General features: G+C 69.8%; 11 protein-coding genes. 9 read left to right on the top strand and 2 right to left on the bottom strand.

Annotation, left to right across the window (positions count from 1 at the left end; genetic code table 11):
* The first annotated feature begins 46 nt into the window (after positions 1 to 46).
* From ACQPWW_RS19795 to ACQPWW_RS19765, 7 genes are all read left to right on the top strand, one after another.
* Positions 47 to 2,422, top strand: coding sequence for a glycoside hydrolase family 3 N-terminal domain-containing protein (locus ACQPWW_RS19795; RefSeq protein ID WP_433124564.1), 2,376 nt, complete (start codon positions 47 to 49; stop codon positions 2,420 to 2,422).
* Between the two features lie 12 nt (positions 2,423 to 2,434).
* Positions 2,435 to 3,424: an ABC transporter permease gene (locus ACQPWW_RS19790; protein ID WP_433124563.1), complete on the top strand. Its 990-nt coding sequence runs from the start codon at positions 2,435 to 2,437 to the stop codon at positions 3,422 to 3,424.
* Positions 3,421 to 4,329: a carbohydrate ABC transporter permease gene (locus tag ACQPWW_RS19785; RefSeq protein WP_433124562.1), complete on the top strand. Its 909-nt coding sequence runs from the start codon at positions 3,421 to 3,423 to the stop codon at positions 4,327 to 4,329. Before ACQPWW_RS19790 ends, ACQPWW_RS19785 begins: the two co-directional genes overlap by 4 nt.
* 46 nt (positions 4,330 to 4,375) lie before the next feature.
* Positions 4,376 to 6,013: an ABC transporter substrate-binding protein gene (locus ACQPWW_RS19780; protein WP_433124561.1), complete on the top strand. Its 1,638-nt coding sequence runs from the start codon at positions 4,376 to 4,378 to the stop codon at positions 6,011 to 6,013.
* A gap of 118 nt (positions 6,014 to 6,131) precedes the next feature.
* Positions 6,132 to 6,818, top strand: coding sequence for a DUF624 domain-containing protein (locus ACQPWW_RS19775; protein WP_433124560.1), 687 nt, complete (start codon positions 6,132 to 6,134; stop codon positions 6,816 to 6,818).
* Positions 6,815 to 8,848: a beta-galactosidase gene (locus ACQPWW_RS19770; protein WP_433124558.1), complete on the top strand. Its 2,034-nt coding sequence runs from the start codon at positions 6,815 to 6,817 to the stop codon at positions 8,846 to 8,848. The genes ACQPWW_RS19775 and ACQPWW_RS19770 overlap by 4 nt, the downstream gene beginning before the upstream one ends.
* Complete coding sequence (locus ACQPWW_RS19765) at positions 8,845 to 10,959, top strand: alpha-glucuronidase (RefSeq protein WP_433124556.1); 2,115 nt, start codon at positions 8,845 to 8,847, stop codon at positions 10,957 to 10,959. Before ACQPWW_RS19770 ends, ACQPWW_RS19765 begins: the two co-directional genes overlap by 4 nt.
* 24 nt (positions 10,960 to 10,983) lie before the next feature.
* On the opposite strand, the gene manD is transcribed toward ACQPWW_RS19765, so the two are convergent.
* Complete coding sequence (gene manD / locus ACQPWW_RS19760) at positions 10,984 to 12,192, bottom strand: D-mannonate dehydratase ManD (RefSeq protein ID WP_433124554.1); 1,209 nt, start codon at positions 12,190 to 12,192, stop codon at positions 10,984 to 10,986.
* Positions 12,193 to 12,450: 258 nt separating this feature from the next.
* Here manD and ACQPWW_RS19755 point away from each other — a divergent pair, with 258 nt between their 5' ends.
* Positions 12,451 to 13,836 carry an extracellular catalytic domain type 1 short-chain-length polyhydroxyalkanoate depolymerase gene (locus tag ACQPWW_RS19755; RefSeq protein ID WP_433124552.1) on the top strand — a complete coding sequence of 462 codons (1,386 nt, stop codon included), beginning with the start codon at positions 12,451 to 12,453 and terminating at the stop codon, positions 13,834 to 13,836.
* A gap of 44 nt (positions 13,837 to 13,880) precedes the next feature.
* Positions 13,881 to 15,308 carry an endo-1,4-beta-xylanase gene (locus ACQPWW_RS19750; RefSeq protein ID WP_433124551.1) on the top strand — a complete coding sequence of 476 codons (1,428 nt, stop codon included), beginning with the start codon at positions 13,881 to 13,883 and terminating at the stop codon, positions 15,306 to 15,308.
* Positions 15,309 to 15,845: 537 nt separating this feature from the next.
* Here the strand turns inward: ACQPWW_RS19750 and sthA are convergent.
* Entirely contained in the window at positions 15,846 to 17,249 is a 1,404-nt protein-coding gene (sthA, locus tag ACQPWW_RS19745) for a Si-specific NAD(P)(+) transhydrogenase (protein ID WP_433124549.1), read from the bottom strand.
* Positions 17,250 to 17,301: the final 52 nt, after the last annotated feature.

The following is a 17,301-nucleotide window of genomic DNA, read 5'->3' as shown; positions in this document are numbered from 1 at the left end:
GTTCCACGAGGGCACGGGGATGTGGCCGGAGCTAAGGGGTCATGGCATGAGAAGTCAGTTGCCCGTGCACAGCGACGCCGCGCCGTGGCGCGATCCGCAGCTGTCGCCGACCGAACGGGCCGAGGCGCTCCTGCCGTTGATGACACTCGAAGAGAAGATCGCGCAACTGATCGGGGTCTGGGTCGGCGCGGACGCCTCCGGCGAGGGCGTCGCCCCCCACCAGTCCGACATGATCAGCGAGCTTCCGCCGTGGAGCACCATCATCCAGCACGGGTTGGGTCAGCTCACCCGGCCGTTCGGCACCGCGCCGGTCGATCCGGTGCTCGGCGCCCGGTCGCTCGCCGCCTCCCAGGCGCAGATCGTCGCCGCCAGTCGGTTCGGCATCCCGGCCCAGGTGCACGAGGAGTGCCTCACCGGGTTCGCGGCCTGGCGGGCGACCGTCTACCCGACCCCGCTCGGCTGGGGCGCGTCCTTCGACCCGGACCTGGTCGAGGCGATGGCCGACCGGATCGGGCGCTCCATGCGCGCCGCCGGCGTGCACCAGGGGCTCGCGCCGGTCCTCGACGTCACCCGCGACTATCGCTGGGGCCGCACCGAGGAGACGATCGGCGAAGACCCCTACCTGGTGGGGACGACCGGCGCCGCGTACGTGCGGGGCCTGGAGGGCGCCGGTGTGGTGGCCACCCTCAAGCACCTCGCCGGCTACTCGGCCTCCCGGGGTGGACGCAACCTCGCCCCGGTGCCGATGGGCCGCCGGGAGTTGACCGACGTGATCCTGCCGCCGTTCGAGATGGCCCTGCGCCTCGGGGGCGCCCGCTCGGTGATGAACTCCTACGCCGAGATCGACGGCGTGCCGGTTGCCGCCGACGAGGAACTGCTCACCGGCCTGCTGCGCGACGAGTGGGGCTTCACCGGCACTGTGGTCGCCGACTACTTCGCCGTCCGGTTCCTGGAGACCCTGCACGGTGTCGCCGGCGACGCCGCCGACGCCGCCCGGCTCGCCCTGCGGGCCGGGATCGACGTCGAGCTGCCCACAGTGGACGCCTTCGGCGCCCCGCTTGTCGAGGCGGTCCGCCGCGGCGACGTCGACGAGGCGCTCGTCGACCGGGCGCTGCGGCGGGTGCTGATCCAGAAGATCGAGATCGGTCTGCTCGACGAGGACTGGCAGGAACTGCCCGACGACGTGGCGTCCCTGCGACTCGACGATGAGGTCAGCCAGGACGTGGCCGTCCGCCTGGCCCGGGAGTCCGTCGTCCTGCTGCGCAACACCGGCGTTCTCCCGCTGGCCGTCGGCAGCCGGGTCGCCCTGATCGGGCCGGCCGCCGACGACCCGATGGCCATGCTGGGCTGCTACTCCTTCCCCAACCACGTGGGCATCCACCACGTCGACCACGGGCTCGGCCTGGAGATCCCCACGCTGCGCGACGAGCTGGCCCGACGCGTCCCGCTGCTCAGCCACGAGCCGGGCTGCACCATCACCGGTGCGGACACCTCCGGCATCCCGGCCGCGGTCGCCGCGGCCGCCGCCGCCGACGTGTGTGTGCTCGCCGTCGGCGACCGCGCGGGAATGTTCGGCCGGGGCACCTCCGGTGAGGGCTGCGACGCCGTCGACCTGCGGCTGCCCGGCGTCCAGGCCGAACTCGTCCGGGCCGTCCTCGCCACCGGCACCCCGGTCGTCCTGGTGCTGATGACCGGTCGCCCCTACGCGCTCGGCCCGGAGTTCGACACCGCGGCGGCCGTGGTGCAGGCGTTCTTCCTCGGGCAGCTCGGCGGGCAGGCGCTCGCCGAGGTGCTCACCGGTGCGGTGAACCCGTCCGGCCGGTTGCCGGTCAGCGTTCCCCGCGACGCCGGCGGCCTGCCGGGCACCTACCTGGCGCCGCCGCTCGGTCGCCGCAACAAGGTCTCCTCCGTCGACCCCACCCCGGCGTACCCGTTCGGGCACGGGCTGAGCTACACCACCTTCGACTGGTCCGACGCCGGTGTGCTGGATCGGGCCGACGCGACGCCGGATGCGCCGGCGGCCTGGCCGGTCGACGGCGAGGCGCGGGTGCGGATCACCGTCACCAACACCGGTGACCGGGCCGGCACCGAGGTGGTGCAGCTCTACCTGCACGACCCGGTCGCGCAGACCACCCGCCCGGTGGTCCGGCTGGTCGGCTACACCCGACTGACGCTGGAGCCCGGTGCGGCGGCGCACGTGACCTTCGGCGTACCGGCCGACGTGGCCTCGTTCACCGGCCTGTCCGGCCGGCGGGTCGTCGAGCCCGGCGACGTGGAGCTGCGCTTCGGCCGGTCGAGCGGCGACGCGGCGGCGACAGTGCCGCTGCGGCTGACCGGCGTCGAGCGCCAGGTCGGCCACCAACGGGAACTGCTCACGTCGGTGCGGGTGGAGCCCCTCGTGGCCGTCCCGCATCCCGTCTAGGAGGGGCCGAGGATGACATCGACCTTACGGCCACCGCCGCCGGCGCCACCCCGGTCCCCGGCGGAGGCGGCCGGCTCCGCCCCACGGGCGCCGCGCCGCCGCCAGAGCTGGCGGCAGGCGCTGCGGCGGGACTGGCAGCTCTACTCCCTCGCCGTCCTGCCGCTGCTGTTCTTCCTGGTCTTCCGGTACCTGCCGATGATCGGCAACGTCATCGCGTTCCGCCGGTTCAAGCCCGGCGGCAGCATCTTCGGCGAGTACTGGGTCGGCCTGCGGTACTTCCGGATGTTCCTGACCGACTCGACGTTCTGGGATGTCTTCACCAACACGCTTGTGCTCGGGGCGCTGACCCTGCTGTTCTGCTTCCCGTTGCCGATCGTGTTGGCGTTGCTGCTCAACGAGGTGCGTGCCCGCCGGTTCAAGCGGTTCGTGCAGTCGGTGTCGTATCTGCCGCACTTCCTGTCGATCGTGATCGTGGCGGCGATGGTCATGCAGTTGACCTCGATCGAGGGCACCGCCAACCAGCTCGTCCGGTTCTTCGGCGGCGACGCGGTGGCGTTCCTGCAACAGCCGGGGTGGTTCCGCACCATCTACGTGTCGTCCGAGGTCTGGCAGACCGTCGGCTGGGGCACGATCCTCTACCTCGCCGCCCTCACCACTATCGACGAGGACCTGTACGAGGCGGCCCGGATCGACGGCGCCAACCGGCTGCGGCAGACCTGGCACGTGACGCTGCCGGGGATCCGACCGACGATGATGACGTTGCTGATCCTCAACATCGGCAGCTTCCTCGCTGTCGGGTTCGAGAAGATCCTGCTGCTCTACAACCCGTTGACGTACCCGACCGCCGACGTGGTCTCCACGTACCTGTTCCGGATGGGCTTCCAGTCCAGCAACTTCAGCTACGCCGCCGCCATCGGTCTCTTCGAGGCGGTGATCGGGCTGGTCCTGGTCCTGACGGCGAACCTGATCTCCCGGCGGACGGTGGGGACGAGCCTGTGGTGATCCTCGGTACGAAGAGCGACGCCCCGAAGACCCGGGGCCAGGTGGACAGTCGGGGCTACCGGATCTTCCGGGTCGTCAACACGATCGTCCTGCTCGGCGTCGTGGTCGTGACGTTGTACCCGTTCCTCAACATCGTGGCCCGCTCGCTCAGCGACGAGGCGTACATCCTCGCGGGGAAGGTGACAGTCGTCCCGCGCGGGTTCGACCTGACCGCGTACAAGCTGGTGATGTCCGACGGGATGTTCTGGACGAACTACCGCAACACAGTGGTGTACACGGTGGTCGCCACGCTCATCTCGATCGTGCTGACCACCTGCTACGCGTACGTGCTGTCGAAGCCTCAGCTCAAGGGGCGCGGCGTCCTCGTCGGCATCGCGCTGTTCACCATGTTCTTCTCCGGCGGCCTGATCCCCAACTACGTGCTGGTCACCAGCCTGGGCATGAAGAACACCATCTGGGCCGTCGTGGTCCCCAACGCCATCAGCGTGTTCAACCTGCTGGTCATGAAGGCGTTCTTCGAGAGCCTGCCGACCGAGTTGGAGGAGGCCGCCGCGGTCGACGGGCTGAACACGTACGGCATCCTGCTGCGGATCGTGCTGCCGCTGTCGAAGGCGATCATCGCGACGATGGTGCTCTTCTACGCGGTGTCCTTCTGGAACTCGTGGTTCGCCGCGTTCCTCTACATGGACAAGCAGGACCTGCTGCCGGTCACCGTCTACCTGCGCAACCTCATCGCGGGCGCCACCAGCGCCGAGTCCTCCGCCGCCGACGCCGACAAGGTCCAGGCCGCGGCCACCTTCCAGGCCGTGACGATCGTGCTGACCACCCTGCCGATCCTGGCGGTCTACCCCTTCGTCCAACGGTACTTCGTCCGCGGCGTGATGCTCGGCGCGGTCAAGGGGTGACGCCACACCGTTCCACAGTCGAATCCCACCACCGAAAGGACGAGCCATGCTCCACAAGACGTGGCGCCGGGTGGCGATAGCCACCGCGGGTGTGCTCGCGCTCACCCTCAGCACCGCCTGTTCCGAGGATCCCGGCGAGTCGAAGGACCTCTCGGAGAACAAGGTCGGGGCGATGGCCAGCTACGGCGTCGGCGACCAGTTCAAGGCCACCGAGGCGCTCTCCTTCTCCACCCTCTACAACAACCACACGTTCTATCCGCTCAAGGAAGACTGGCTGTTCTGGTCGGAGCTGACCAAGCGGACCAACGTCAAGATCGAGCCGGTCGCCGTTCCGCTGAGCGACTACGAGCAGAAGCGCAGCCTGCTGATCGGCGCCGGGGACGCCCCGATGATCATCCCGAAGACGTACCACCCGCAGGAGGACGCGTTCGTGGCCTCCGGGGCGATCCTCCCGGTGAGCGACTACCTGGATCTGATGCCCAACTTCAAGGAAAAGATCACCAAGTGGAACCTCAAGCCGGAGATCGACAACCTGCGGCAGGCCGACGGTAAGTTCTACCTGCTCCCCGGCGTCCACGAGAAGCCCACGCAGGACTACACGGTGCTGGTGCGCACCGACATCATGCAGGAGCTCAACCTGCCCGTCCCGAAGACCTGGGACGACCTGTACACGGTGCTCAAGGCGATGAAGGCCAAGTACCCGAACGTCTACCCGTACTCCGATCTCTTCAGCAAGCCCAACCCGACCGGCGCCCTGCTGGGGATCCTCGGCTCGTCCCACGGCACCTACGCGGGCTGGGACTTCCAGCACGCCACCTGGGACCCGACGGCGAAGAAGTTCACCTACACCGGCTCGTCCGAGCAGTACAAGCAGGTGGTCACGTACCTGCACAAGCTCGTCGCCGAGGGCCTGCTCGACCCGGAGAGCTTCACCCAGACCGACGACCAGGCCCGCCAGAAGCTTGCCAACGGCAAGTCCTTCGTGGTCACCGGCAACGCGCAGACGCTCGTCAACAACCACCGGCCCGACCTGGCCAAGACCCTGCCGAACGCGAAGATGGCCAAGATCCCGCTGCCGATCGGCCCGGCCGGCGAGGTCAATCCCTTCCCCCGCCTGGAGAACGGCATCATGATCTCCTCGAAGGCCCGGGAGAGCAAGAACTTCGTCGCCATGATGCAGTTCATCGACTGGCTGTGGTATTCGGACGCCGGCATGGAGTTCGCCCGCTGGGGCGTCGAGGGCACCACCTTCACCAAGGACGCGTCCGGCAAGCGAACGCTCAACCCCGGTGTCGACTTCCTCGGCCTCAACCCGAAGGCGCCCAAGCACCTCCAGAAGGACTTCGGTTTCCACAACGGCGTCTTCGCCTACGGCGGCACGCCCGATCTGGTCCGCGGGTTCTTCTCCCCGGAGGAGCTGGAGTTCCAGAAGGTGATGGACGCCCGCAAGCCGAGGGAGGTCCCCCCGCCGCGCCCGTTCACCGATGAGGAACGCGAGCAGGTGTCGCTCTGGGAGACCCCGCTGAAGGACTTCGTCACCCAGAACACGCTCAAGTTCGCCCTCGGCCAGCGACCCCTGAGCGAGTGGGACGCCTACGTGGCGGAGCTGAAGTCCAAGAACTCCGAGCAGTACATCGACGTGGTCAACAAGGCGTACGAGCGGTTCCAGAAGGACAACGGCTGATCAGCGGGGAGTCCGGTCGGGCGGTCACCACGGCCCGACCGGGCTCCCCGACGACCACCGGCCCGGGGCGCGCGGGTGACCCGCCCGCCCTCGGGCGAGACGAGCGGAGGGGGCAGCCGTGAGCGCCGCGCGCACCTGGCGACAGTTCGGCGACGGGCCACTGTCGCGGATCACCTCGCGGGTCTACATCCTGCTCGTCGTCGAGTTGCTGCTCCTGCTCACCACCCTGCCCGGCCTGCTCCCGATGCTGCTGCTGGGTCGCGATCCCAGCAACCTGCCGCTGGCCGCCGTGCTGCTGGTGCCGGTCGGCCCGGCGCTCTCGGCCGCCCTGTACGCCCTGTGCCACCAACCCGCCGACCTGACCGACCTGCGGCCCGCCGCCGTGTTCTGGCGCGGGTACCGGACCAATCTGTCCGGCGTGCTGCGCGTCTGGGTGCCGACGCTGCTCTGGCTGACAGTGCTCGCCGTGAACCTCGCCTACCGGGACGCGGTCGGCCTCCCGGGCTGGTGGGCGGTGCCCCTGGTCCTGCTCGCGGTGGTTGTGACGCTCTGCGCGGCGAACGCCCTGGTGATCACCTCGCTGTTCGACTTCCGCACCCGGGACGTGCTCCGACTGGCCGTGCACTTCCTCGTGCGTACCCCCGGTGTCACAGTCGGCAACGCGCTGCTGCTGGCCGCGGCGGCCGCGGTCACCGCGGTCTTCTCCGAGGCGGTGCTGGCGATGCTCGGTGCGGTAGCGGTCCTGGCGTTCCTGCGCGTCAGCGACCCGATGGTCCGGCTGATCCAGAAGGAGTTCATCCGATGAGCCTGCCCGTCACCGCCAAGGTGCCCTTCGGGGGCGACTACAACCCGGAACAGTGGCCCGAGGACGTGTGGAAGCAGGACTACCGTCTCTTCGACACCGCGCGGATCGACCTGGTCACCATCGGCGTGTTCGACTGGGCGCTCTGCCAGCCCGCCGAGGACAGGTACGACTTCACGCTGCTGGACCGGATCATCGAGCGGGCCGCCGCCGAGGGGCGCGGGATCTGCCTGGCGACCGGCACCGGCGCCCACCCACCGTGGCTGGCCAAGGCGTACCCCGAGGTGACCCGGACCGACTTCGAGGGCCGCAAGCACCGGTTCGGCCAGCGGCACAACTCCTGCCCCAGCTCGCCGGTCTTCCGCCGGCTCTCCGTCGAGTTGGCCCGCCGGATCGCCGGCCGGTACGCCGACAACCCGGCGGTCATCGCGTGGCACGTCGGCAACGAGTACGGCGGCGCCTGCTACTGCGAGCTGTGCGCGGCCGGCTTCCGGGACTGGCTGCGCCACCGCTACGGCACCCTCGACCACCTGAACGCGGCCTGGTACACCAGCTTCTGGTCGCACACCTTCACCGACTGGGACCAGATCGAGCCGCCGTCGGCGCTCACCGAGCACTGGCGCGGGCCGGACCACACCGCGTTCCAGGGCATCACCCTCGACTACCTGCGGTTCACCTCGGACGCCATGCTTACCAACTTCCACGACGAGAAGGCCGCCATCCGTGAGTCCAGTCCGGACCTGCCGGTGACGACCAACTTCATGGGCCTGTACCGGCCCGTCGACTACCACCGCTGGGCCGCGCACCTGGACTTCGCCTCGTGGGACAACTACCCGCCGAACGACGAGTCGGCGGCCCGGATGGCGCTGACCCACGACCTGATGCGCGGGCTCAAGGACGGCCAGCCGTTCTGGTTGATGGAACAGTCCCCGGGGGTCACCTCGTGCCGGGACGTCAACCCGCTGAAGCGGCCCGGCCTGATGCGGCTGTGGAGTTGGCAGGCGGTGGCGCACGGCGCCGACGCGGTGCTGTTCTTCCAGCTCCGCGCCTCCCGGGGGGCGAGCGAGAAGTACCACGGCGCCGTCATCGGTCACGCCGGTCGCTCCGACACCCGGGTGTTCCGGGAGGTCGCCCAGTTGGGCGTCGAGCTGGACCGGTTCGGCCCGGTGTCGCTGGGCGCGCGGACCCCGGCCCGGGTGGCGCTGCTGTTCGACTGGGACAGCTGGTGGGCGTTGGAGATCTCCGACGGCCCGTCCCGGCTGGTCCGCTACCAGGAGGTCGTGCTCGCCTACCACCGGGCGCTCTGGGACGCCGGCGTGGACCTGGACGTCGTCGCGGTGACCCAGGACCTGTCCCGCTACGACGTGGTCGTCGCGCCGGCCCTGCACATGCTCAAGGGTGACCTGCCGCAGCGGCTGGAGGCGGTGGCGGCGCGCGGCGGCTCGGTGCTCACCACCTACCTGTCGGGTCGGGTGGACGAGAACGACCAGGCCTTCCAGATGGACGTGCCCGGCCCGCTCGGTCAGCTGCTGGGCGTCCGGGTCGACGAGTGGGACGCGCGCGGACCGGAGACGGTCAACCCGGTCCGTCTCGGCGCCGGCCCGGACCAGCTCGACGTGGAGGCGCGACTGCTGTTCGAGCTGGTGATTCCGCAGGGAGCGGCGGTGGTCGGCACCTACCAGGCCGACTTCTACGCGGGCACCCCGGCGGTGACCCGCAACTCCTTCGGCGCCGGCGACGGCTGGTACGTGGCCGCCGGTCTGGACCAGGCCGGCGTGTCCTGGGTGGTTCGGCAGGTGCTGGCTCGGCACGACGTCCTCGGCCCCTACCCGGACACACCCGACCTGGAATCCGCCGTCCGCGTCGCGCCGGACGGCACGCGGCTGCTGTTCCTGCTCAACCACCGCGCCGAGCCGGTCGAGGTGACCGCTCCGAGCAGCGGCGTCGACCTGCTCACCGGTCACCGCACGACGACAGGTGCTTCCTTGCCGCTTCCGGCGTACGGTGTCGTCGTGCTACGGGAGGATCGATGAACGCCGAAGAGTGGGTGGACCTGGAGCAGCTGATGTTCGTCGAGGAGCCGCTGGACGGTGACGAGCCGCGGGTACACCCGGCCTGGCTGCCACCGGAGGCGTTCCGGACCCTCGGCGCGCGTCGAGTTCTCGTCCACGGTGACGGGTTGCTCGTCGACACCGTGCTCGACGAGGTCTCGCGGGCCTGCGCGCGCTACGGCGGGCGGGTGTGGCACAACCCCTCCTGGGACGTCGACGTCGACCTGGTGCTCGCCCTGCGTGGCGCGGGTGAGCTGCCCGCTCCGGCGGTGGAGGCGGCACGCGACGACGTCGGTGACGGGACGCTCGGCAAGGAGGGGTTCCTGCTGACCCACGCCGGCCAGGTGACGGTGGTGGTGGCCGACGCGCCCGCCGGCCTGCTGTACGGGCTCTTCCACGTGGTCCGGCTCTGCGCGGCGGCCTTCGACCCGACCCGCCCGCCGGAGCGGCACCGGCCCGCGCTGCGCCGGCGGATGCTCAACCACTGGGACAACGTGGCTGTGCACCCGGTGATGGGCCAGGTCGAACGGGGTTACGCGGGCGGCTCGATCTTCTGGCAGGACGGCCGGCCGCGCGGCGACCTCTCCCGGATCCGGGAGTACGGACGACTGTTGGCCGCGAGCGGCGTCAACGCCATCTCGGTGAACAACGTCAACGTCTCCCGTACCGAGGCGCTGCTGCTCACCGATCGGCTCGGCGACGTGGCCGAGATCGCCGACGTGCTGCGCCCGTACGGCATTCGGGTGCACCTGTCGGTCACCTTCGCGGCGCCGATGCTCCTCGGTGGCCTGTCGACAGCCGACCCGCTGGACGAGGAGGTGCGGAGCTGGTGGGCGCAGGTCACCCGGACCGTCTACGACCGCATTCCCGACTTCGGCGGCTACCTGGTGAAGGCCGACTCGGAGGGGCAACCCGGCCCGTTCAGCTACGGGCGGGATCACGCCGACGGGGCGAACCTGCTGGCGGACGCGCTCGCCCCGCACGGGGGAGTGGTGCACTGGCGGGCGTTCGTCTACAACCACCACCAGGACTGGCGGGACCGGTCGACCGACCGGGCCCGCGCCGCGTACGACCACTTCGCCCCACTCGACGGGCGGTTCCGCACCAACGTGATCCTCCAGGTGAAGTACGGCCCGGTGGACTTCCAGACCCGAGAGCCGGTCTCCCCGGTGATCGCCGCGATGCCCGCCACCCGACTGGCCGTGGAGTTGCAGGTCACGCAGGAATACACAGGCCAGCAGCGACACGTCTGCCACCTCGGCCCGTGGTGGAGTGAGGTGCTGCGGTTCGCGCCCTGGGGGCCGGGCGGACGGTCGGTGGCCGACGTGGTGGCGGGGGCGGAGGGCGTTGGCGGTGGCCTCGTCGCGGTCGCCAACACCGGCGACGACCTGTTCTGGACCGGGCACCCGTTGGCGCAGGCCAACCTGTACTCGTTCGGGCGGCTCGCCTGGGACCCACGGCTGGACCCGACGGCGGTCCTCGACGAGTGGATGACGCTGACCTTCCCGCCCTCGGCCACCGCCGACCCGGACCTGGTGCGACGGACGCTGCACGAGATCATGGACGACTCGTGGCGCACCTACGAGCGGTACACCGCCCCGTTGGGCGTTGGCTTCATGGTCAACCCCGGCGACCACTACGGCCCCGGCGTCGACGGGTACGAGTACTCGCGGTGGGGCACCTACCACTTCGCCGACCGCGACGGCGTGGGCGTGGACCGCAGCCGCGCGTCGGGCACCGGCTTCGCCGGCCAGTACCCGCCGTACTGGGCTGAGAGGTACGAGACGCCCGAGAGTTGTCCCGACGAGCTGCTGCTCTTCTTCCACCACGTGCCGTACCAGCACGTCCTGCACAGCGGCTCGACAGTCATCCAGCACATCTACGACACGCACTTCGCCGGTGTCGAGGAGGTGGCGGCGATGCGACGGAGGTGGCAGACGCTGAACGGGATGATCGACCCGGCCGTGTACGAGCGGGTGGCCGAACGCCTCGACGAGCAGATGCGCTCCGCCACCGAGTGGCGCGACCAGGTCAACACGTACTTCTTCCGCAAGTCCGGGGTGCCGGACGAGCGGGGGCGGCGCATCTACTGAGCCGGCCGGGCCACTGTGGCGCGGTCACCAGGGGTGGACCGTGCCGTCCTCCAGCCGGTTCACCGGCAGGTACGCCGGCGAGTACGGGTAGCGGGCCGCCGCCTCCTCGTCGATGTCCACACCGAGACCGGGCGTCTCGGCGGGGTGCAGGTAGCCGTCGGCGAAGTGGTAGCCGTGCGGGAACACCTCGTCGGTCTGCTCGGTGTGCCGCATGTATTCCTGCAGGCCGAAGTTGGGGATGGAGATGTCGAGCTGCAACGCGGCGGCCATGCAGACGGGGGAGAGGTCGGTGGCGCCGTGCGATCCGCTGCGGACGTGGTGCAGCGCCGCGAGGTCGAAGATGCGGCGCAGGTGGGTGATCCCGCCGGCGTGCACCACGGTGGCCCGGATGTAGTCGATGAGCTGTTCCCGGATGAGCTGGGCCGCGTCGAAGATGCTGTTGAACACCTCCCCGACGGCGATCGGGGTGGTGGTGTGCTGCCGGATCAACCGGAAGCCCTCCTGGAGGTCGGCGGGGACGGGATCCTCCATCCAGGTCAGCGCGTAGGGCTCCAGGCTGCGGCCGAGTCGGGCCGCCTCGATCGGGGTGAGCCGGTGGTGCACGTCGTGCAGCAGCCGCAGGGTGGGGCCGAACTCGTCGCGTACCTGGGCGAACACCTTCGGCACGTGGCTCAGGTAACGCGGCGTCGACCAGGTCGCCTCGCTGGGCAGCGCCGCGTCCGCCGGCTCGTAGAAGAACTTGTCGGTGCTGACCCCGTAGGTCTTGGGTAGCCCCGGCACCCCGCACTGCACCCGGACCGCCCGGTAGCCGAGGTCGACGTAGCGGGCGACCTCCACAAGCACCTCCTCGACGGTCTCGCCGTTGGCGTGGCCGTACACGGTGACGCCCTCGCGGGAGCGGCCGCCGAGCAGTTGGTAGACCGGCAGGCCGGCGACCTTGCCCTTGATGTCCCACAGCGCCGTGTCCACGGCGGCGATGGCGCTCATCGTGACCGGGCCGCGCCGCCAGTACGCCCCCTGGTACAGGTACTGCCAGGTGTCCTCGATGCGGGCCGGATCCCGGCCGATCAGTAGCGGCGCCACGTGGTCACGCAGGTACGACGCGACGGCCAGCTCCCGGCCGTTGAGGGTGGCGTCCCCGACGCCGGTCACCCCCTCGTCGGTGACGATCTTGAGGGTGACGAAATTGCGGCCCGGAGAGGTCAGGATGACCCGGGCGTCAACGATCCTCACTGAATCTCCGTCCGGCACGTTTCGAGAACATCCCGATAATAGCCCGCCAGCCGCCGCCGGCGGCCGGGCCCGTCGGTGTCCCCGGTTGCGCAGGTGGGCCCGGAATCCGTTGCGGCGAAAGGTTTCCGGAAGTCTTGACAATCGAGTGTCCTCGATCGAAGCTGACCTGGTCACGCGAGCCGCGGTCAGGGTCGGGCGAAGGGCAGTCCTCGACTTCAGTCCCCTTCCACGCGCCTATCTCCCGAGGGATCGCGATCGATGACACTCAAGACACGGATGCTCGGCGCCGCCATGGCGGCTCTGACGCTCGCCGCCGCCGCGCTGACCTTCGCCACCCCGGCGTCGGCGGCGACGCTGACCCAGGTGACCGGCTTCGGCACCAACCCCACGAACCTCCAGATGCACCTGTACGTCCCGGACCGGGTGGCCACCCGACCGGCGATCCTGCTCGCCCTGCACTACTGCACCGGCACGGGTCCGGCCTTCTACTCCGGCACCCAGTACGCGTCCCTCGCCGACCGGTACGGGTTCATCGTGATCTACCCGTCGGTGACCCGCAGCAGCAAGTGCTGGGACGTGGCCTCACCGCAGGCCCTGCGCCGGGGCGGAGGCAGCGACCCGGTCGGGCTCATGTCGATGGTCGAGTACGTGCGGCAGCGCTACGCCGCCGACCCGGCGCGGATCTTCGCCACCGGCACCTCGTCCGGAGCGATGATGACAAACGTCATGCTCGGTGACTACCCGGACGTGTTCGCGGCGGGCGCTTCCTTCGCCGGGGTGCCGTTCAGTTGCTTCGCCACCGGGGGCAGTTCCGAGTGGAACAGCGAGTGCGCGAACGGGCAGCTCATCAAGACCCCGCAGCAGTGGGGGGACCTGGTCCGTGGGGCGTACCCGGGCTACACCGGCCAGCGACCACGCATGCAGATCTGGCACGGCACCAACGACGAGACGCTGCGCTATCCGAACTTCGGTGAGCAGATCAAGCAGTGGACCAACGTGCACGGGTTGAGCCAGACCCCGACGTACACCGACTCACCGCAGTCCGGTTACACCCGCACCCGGTACGGCAGCAGCGGCCCGATGGCGCCGGTCGAGGCGATCAGCATGCAGGGTGTCACGCACAACCTGCCGGTCGACGCCGCGCAGGTCATCCGCTTCTTCGGGCTGGACGGCACCACGCCGCCGACGACTCCGCCGCCGACGACTCCGCCCCCCACGACTCCGCCGCCGACCACGCCGCCGCCGACGACCCCGCCCCCCACGACTCCGCCACCGACCACGCCGCCGCCGACGACTCCGCCCCCGACCACGCCGCCGCCCAGCGCGGGCGCCTGCCGGGTCGGCTACACGGTGAACGCCTGGAACAACGGGCTCACCGCGAGCGTGGCCATCACCAACACCGGCACGGCCGCTGTGAACGGGTGGACGCTGGCCTTCACGCTGCCCAGCGGCCAGACCATCACCAACGGCTGGAACGCCACCTACTCCCCGACGAGCGGTGCGGTGACCGCCCGCAACGTCTCCTACAACGCCACCATCGCCCCGAACGCGTCGGTCGAGATCGGCTTCCAGGCCACGCACGGAGGCGGCACCGGCAAACCCACCTCCTTCACCCTGAACGGCGCGGCCTGCTCGGTGTCCTGAGTTTCCTTTCCCTGCCACTCCACCACCACACAAGGAGTCACCCGATGAGAAGGACGAGATGGAAGGCGGCATCGAGAGCCGTGATCGCGCTGACCGGCGCGGGGGCCCTCGCCGCCGGCATGGCGCTGTTCGTGACGACACCCGCCTCGGCTGGGACCACGCTCGGCGCGGCCGCCGCCGAGAAGGGTCGTTATTTCGGTACGGCGGTGGCTGGATACAAGCTCTCGGACAGCGCGTACACCACGATCCTGAACCGTGAGTTCAACATGGTGACGGCCGAGAACGAGATGAAGATCGACGCCACCGAGCCGCAGCAGGGTCGGTTCAGCTACGGCTCGGCGGAGCAGATCGTCAACCACGCCCGCAGTCGCGGGATGCAGGTACGTGGGCACACCCTGGCCTGGCACGCCCAGCAGCCGAGTTGGATGCAGGGCATGAGCGGCAGCGCTCTGCGGCAGGCGATCCTGAATCACGTGACGCAGGTGGCGACGCACTTCCGGGGGCAGATCTATTCCTGGGACGTGGTGAACGAGGCGTTCGCCGACGGTAACTCCGGCGGCCGGCGCGACTCGAACCTGCAGCGTACGGGCAACGACTGGATCGAGGCCGCGTTCCGCGCCGCACGGGCGGCGGATCCCGGTGCGAAGCTCTGCTACAACGACTACAACATCGACAACTGGACCTGGGCCAAGACCCAGGGCGTCTACAACATGGTGCGGGACTTCAAGTCCCGTGGGGTGCCGATCGACTGCGTGGGTTTCCAGTCGCACTTCAACAACGACTCGCCGTACGTGAGCAACTACCGCACCACGTTGTCGAGCTTCGCGGCGTTGGGGGTGGATGTGCAGATCACCGAGCTGGACATCCAGGGCGCCCCAGCGAACACGTACCGCAGTGTCGTCGAGGACTGCCTTGCGGTGCCCCAGTGCAACGGGATCACGGTGTGGGGCATCCGCGACAGTGACTCGTGGCGGTCCTCGCAGACGCCGTTGTTGTTCAACAGCAACGGGTCCAAGAAGGCGGCGTACGACGCGGTCCTGGCCGCACTGAACAACGGCACTCCGCCGCCGACCACTCCGCCTCCCACCACCCCGCCGCCCACGACCCCGCCGCCCACGACCCCGCCCCCCACCACCCCGCCGCCGACCACCCCGCCGCCCACGACTCCTCCGCCGGGGCAGGGTGACTGCACCGCGACGGTGACGGTGAACCAGTGGACCGGCGGCTTCGTGGCGAACGTACGGGTGACGGCCGGCTCGTCGGCGCTCAACGGCTGGACGGTGACGATCAACTTGCCGTCCGGCGCGACGGTCACCAACGCCTGGAGCGCCAACAACAGCGGCACCACCGGCACGACGAACTGGACGAACGTGGCCTACAACGGCCAGGTCGGCGCCGGGCAGTCCACCGAGTTCGGCTTCCAGGGCAACGGCACCGCCGGCAGCCTCAGCCCAACCTGCGCGGCCAGCTGACAGGATCATCGGCCGGTGCGGAGGCATCCCGCCCCCGCACCGGCCTCCGGCCCTCGCACCGGCCCTTGGCCCTCGCACCGGCCCTTGGCCCTCGCACCGGCCCTTGGCCCTCGCACCGGCCCCCGGCCCTCGGCCCTCGGCCCTCGGCCCCGCCCTCTGGCAAACGGCGGCTGAGGTGGGGCTGGATGAGGGCGGACGAAGCTCAGCAGGGGACTGATGAGGCCGCAGAGGGCGGCGCGGTCAGGGGAGCAACCTGTCGGTTGGTGCCTGTAGAGCTGCCCCGGATATGGGGCGGCGGGCATTCGCTGCCGCCTCTCCCGGACGCCGCTCGGATCTCCCGGACGTAGCTCGGATCTCCTGGACGCCGCTCGGACCTAGCGTGCGACTCGGGTGGCAGGTGCCGCCCCATTTCTGGGGCAGCTCTACAGGCGTTCCGGGGACTGGTTGAGCCCCCGCGTCGAGGCTGGCCCCGCGTCGAGGCTGCCGGCGCGCCGAATCGCCTGTTCCGCCGTGACCGACTCGACCGAGGTGCAGAGTTCAGCCGTCGATGCGGGTGATGTTGCGGATCTTGTTGGACGCGTCCAGGGCGGCCACCTTGTACGCCTCGGCCAGCGTCGGGTAGTTGAACACCGCGTCGACCAGGTAGTCGATCGTGCCGCCGCAACCCATCACCGCCTGCCCGATGTGGACGATCTCGGTGGCGGCGGTGCCGAACACGTGCACCCCGAGCAGTCGGCCGTCGTCGGGGGAGACGAGCAGCTTGAGCATGCCGTACGAGTCGCCGACGATCTGGCCCCGGGCCAGCTCCCGATAACGCGCGATGCCGACCTCGAACGGAGTCGATGCCTCGGTGAGCTGCGCCTCGGTCTGCCCGACGAAGCTGATCTCGGGGATGGTGTAGATGCCGATCGGTTGCAGGCCGTGCATCTCCCGGATCGGTTCGCCGCAGGCGTGCTGTGCCGCCAGTCGGCCCTGCTCCATCGAGGTGGACGCGAGCGCGGGAAAGCCGATCACGTCGCCCACCGCGTAGATGTTCTCCACCGAGGTGCGGTAGTTGACGTCCACCTTGATCCGGCCGCGCCGGTCCGCCTCCAACCCGGCGGCCTCCAGGGCCAGATCGTCGGTCTGGCCCTGCCGACCCGCCGAGTACATGACCGTGTCCGCGACAATCTTCTTGCCGCTCTTGAGGATGCACAGCGCGGCGGTCTGGTGCTTCTCCACGGCGGCGACCTCCTCGCCGAAGCGGAACGCCACCGACAGGTCGCGCAGATGATATTTGAGCGACTCGACGACCTCGTCGTCGCAGAAGTCGAGCATCCGGTCGCGGCGCTCCACCACCGTCACCTTGGTGCCCAGCGCCGCGAACATGGACGCGTACTCCATGCCGATCACGCCGGCGCCGACCACGACCATGCTGCGGGGTACGGCCTGGAGGTTGATGACGCCGTCGGAGTCCACGATCGTCCGATCGTCGAAGTCGACGCTGTCCGGGCGGGCCGGGCGGGTGCCCGCCGCGATGATGGCCTTGTCGAAGGTCACCTTCGACTCCCGGCCGGAGCCACTGTCGACCCAGATCGAGTGCGCGTCCGCGAACCGGCCGGTGCCGGTGATCATCGAGACCCGGTTGCGGGCCAGTTGATTGCGGATGACGTCGGTCTGCCGCGTGATCACGTGCTGCGTCCGGGCCGCCAGGTCGCTGACCGTGATCTCGTCCTTGACCCGGTAGCTGCTGCCGTAGAGGTCTCGCTGGCTCAGCCCGGTCAGGTAGAGGACGGCCTCCCGCAGCGTCTTGGAGGGGACCGTGCCGGTGTTGATGCACACCCCACCGATCATGTCGCGGCGGTCCACGATGCCGACCCGCCTGCCGAGCTTGGCGGCAGCGATAGCGGCCTTCTGACCGCTGGGTCCGGAGCCCAGCACCACCAGGTCGTAATCATCCACAACCGATAGCGTCGCAAGATGTCGTGGCTGGCGCCAGACCCCGGAGCCGAGC

The organism is Micromonospora sp. CA-240977 (genome assembly GCF_050942285.1).
Taxonomy (GTDB): domain Bacteria; phylum Actinomycetota; class Actinomycetes; order Mycobacteriales; family Micromonosporaceae; genus Micromonospora.
This window is presented reverse-complemented; position numbering and strand designations above follow the sequence as displayed.

Excerpts from the sequence above, each read along its gene's own strand:
- ACQPWW_RS19755 (WP_433124552.1), top strand. The coding sequence starts at position 12,451 with ATGACACTCAAGACACGGATGCTCGGCGCCGCCATGGCGGCTCTGACG.
- ACQPWW_RS19780 (WP_433124561.1), top strand. The coding sequence starts at position 4,376 with ATGCTCCACAAGACGTGGCGCCGGGTGGCGATAGCCACCGCGGGTGTG.
- ACQPWW_RS19750 (WP_433124551.1), top strand. The coding sequence starts at position 13,881 with ATGAGAAGGACGAGATGGAAGGCGGCATCGAGAGCCGTGATCGCGCTG.
- ACQPWW_RS19790 (WP_433124563.1), top strand. The coding sequence starts at position 2,435 with ATGACATCGACCTTACGGCCACCGCCGCCGGCGCCACCCCGGTCCCCG.
- ACQPWW_RS19770 (WP_433124558.1), top strand. The coding sequence starts at position 6,815 with ATGAGCCTGCCCGTCACCGCCAAGGTGCCCTTCGGGGGCGACTACAAC.
- ACQPWW_RS19795 (WP_433124564.1), top strand. The coding sequence starts at position 47 with ATGAGAAGTCAGTTGCCCGTGCACAGCGACGCCGCGCCGTGGCGCGAT.
- ACQPWW_RS19765 (WP_433124556.1), top strand. The coding sequence starts at position 8,845 with ATGAACGCCGAAGAGTGGGTGGACCTGGAGCAGCTGATGTTCGTCGAG.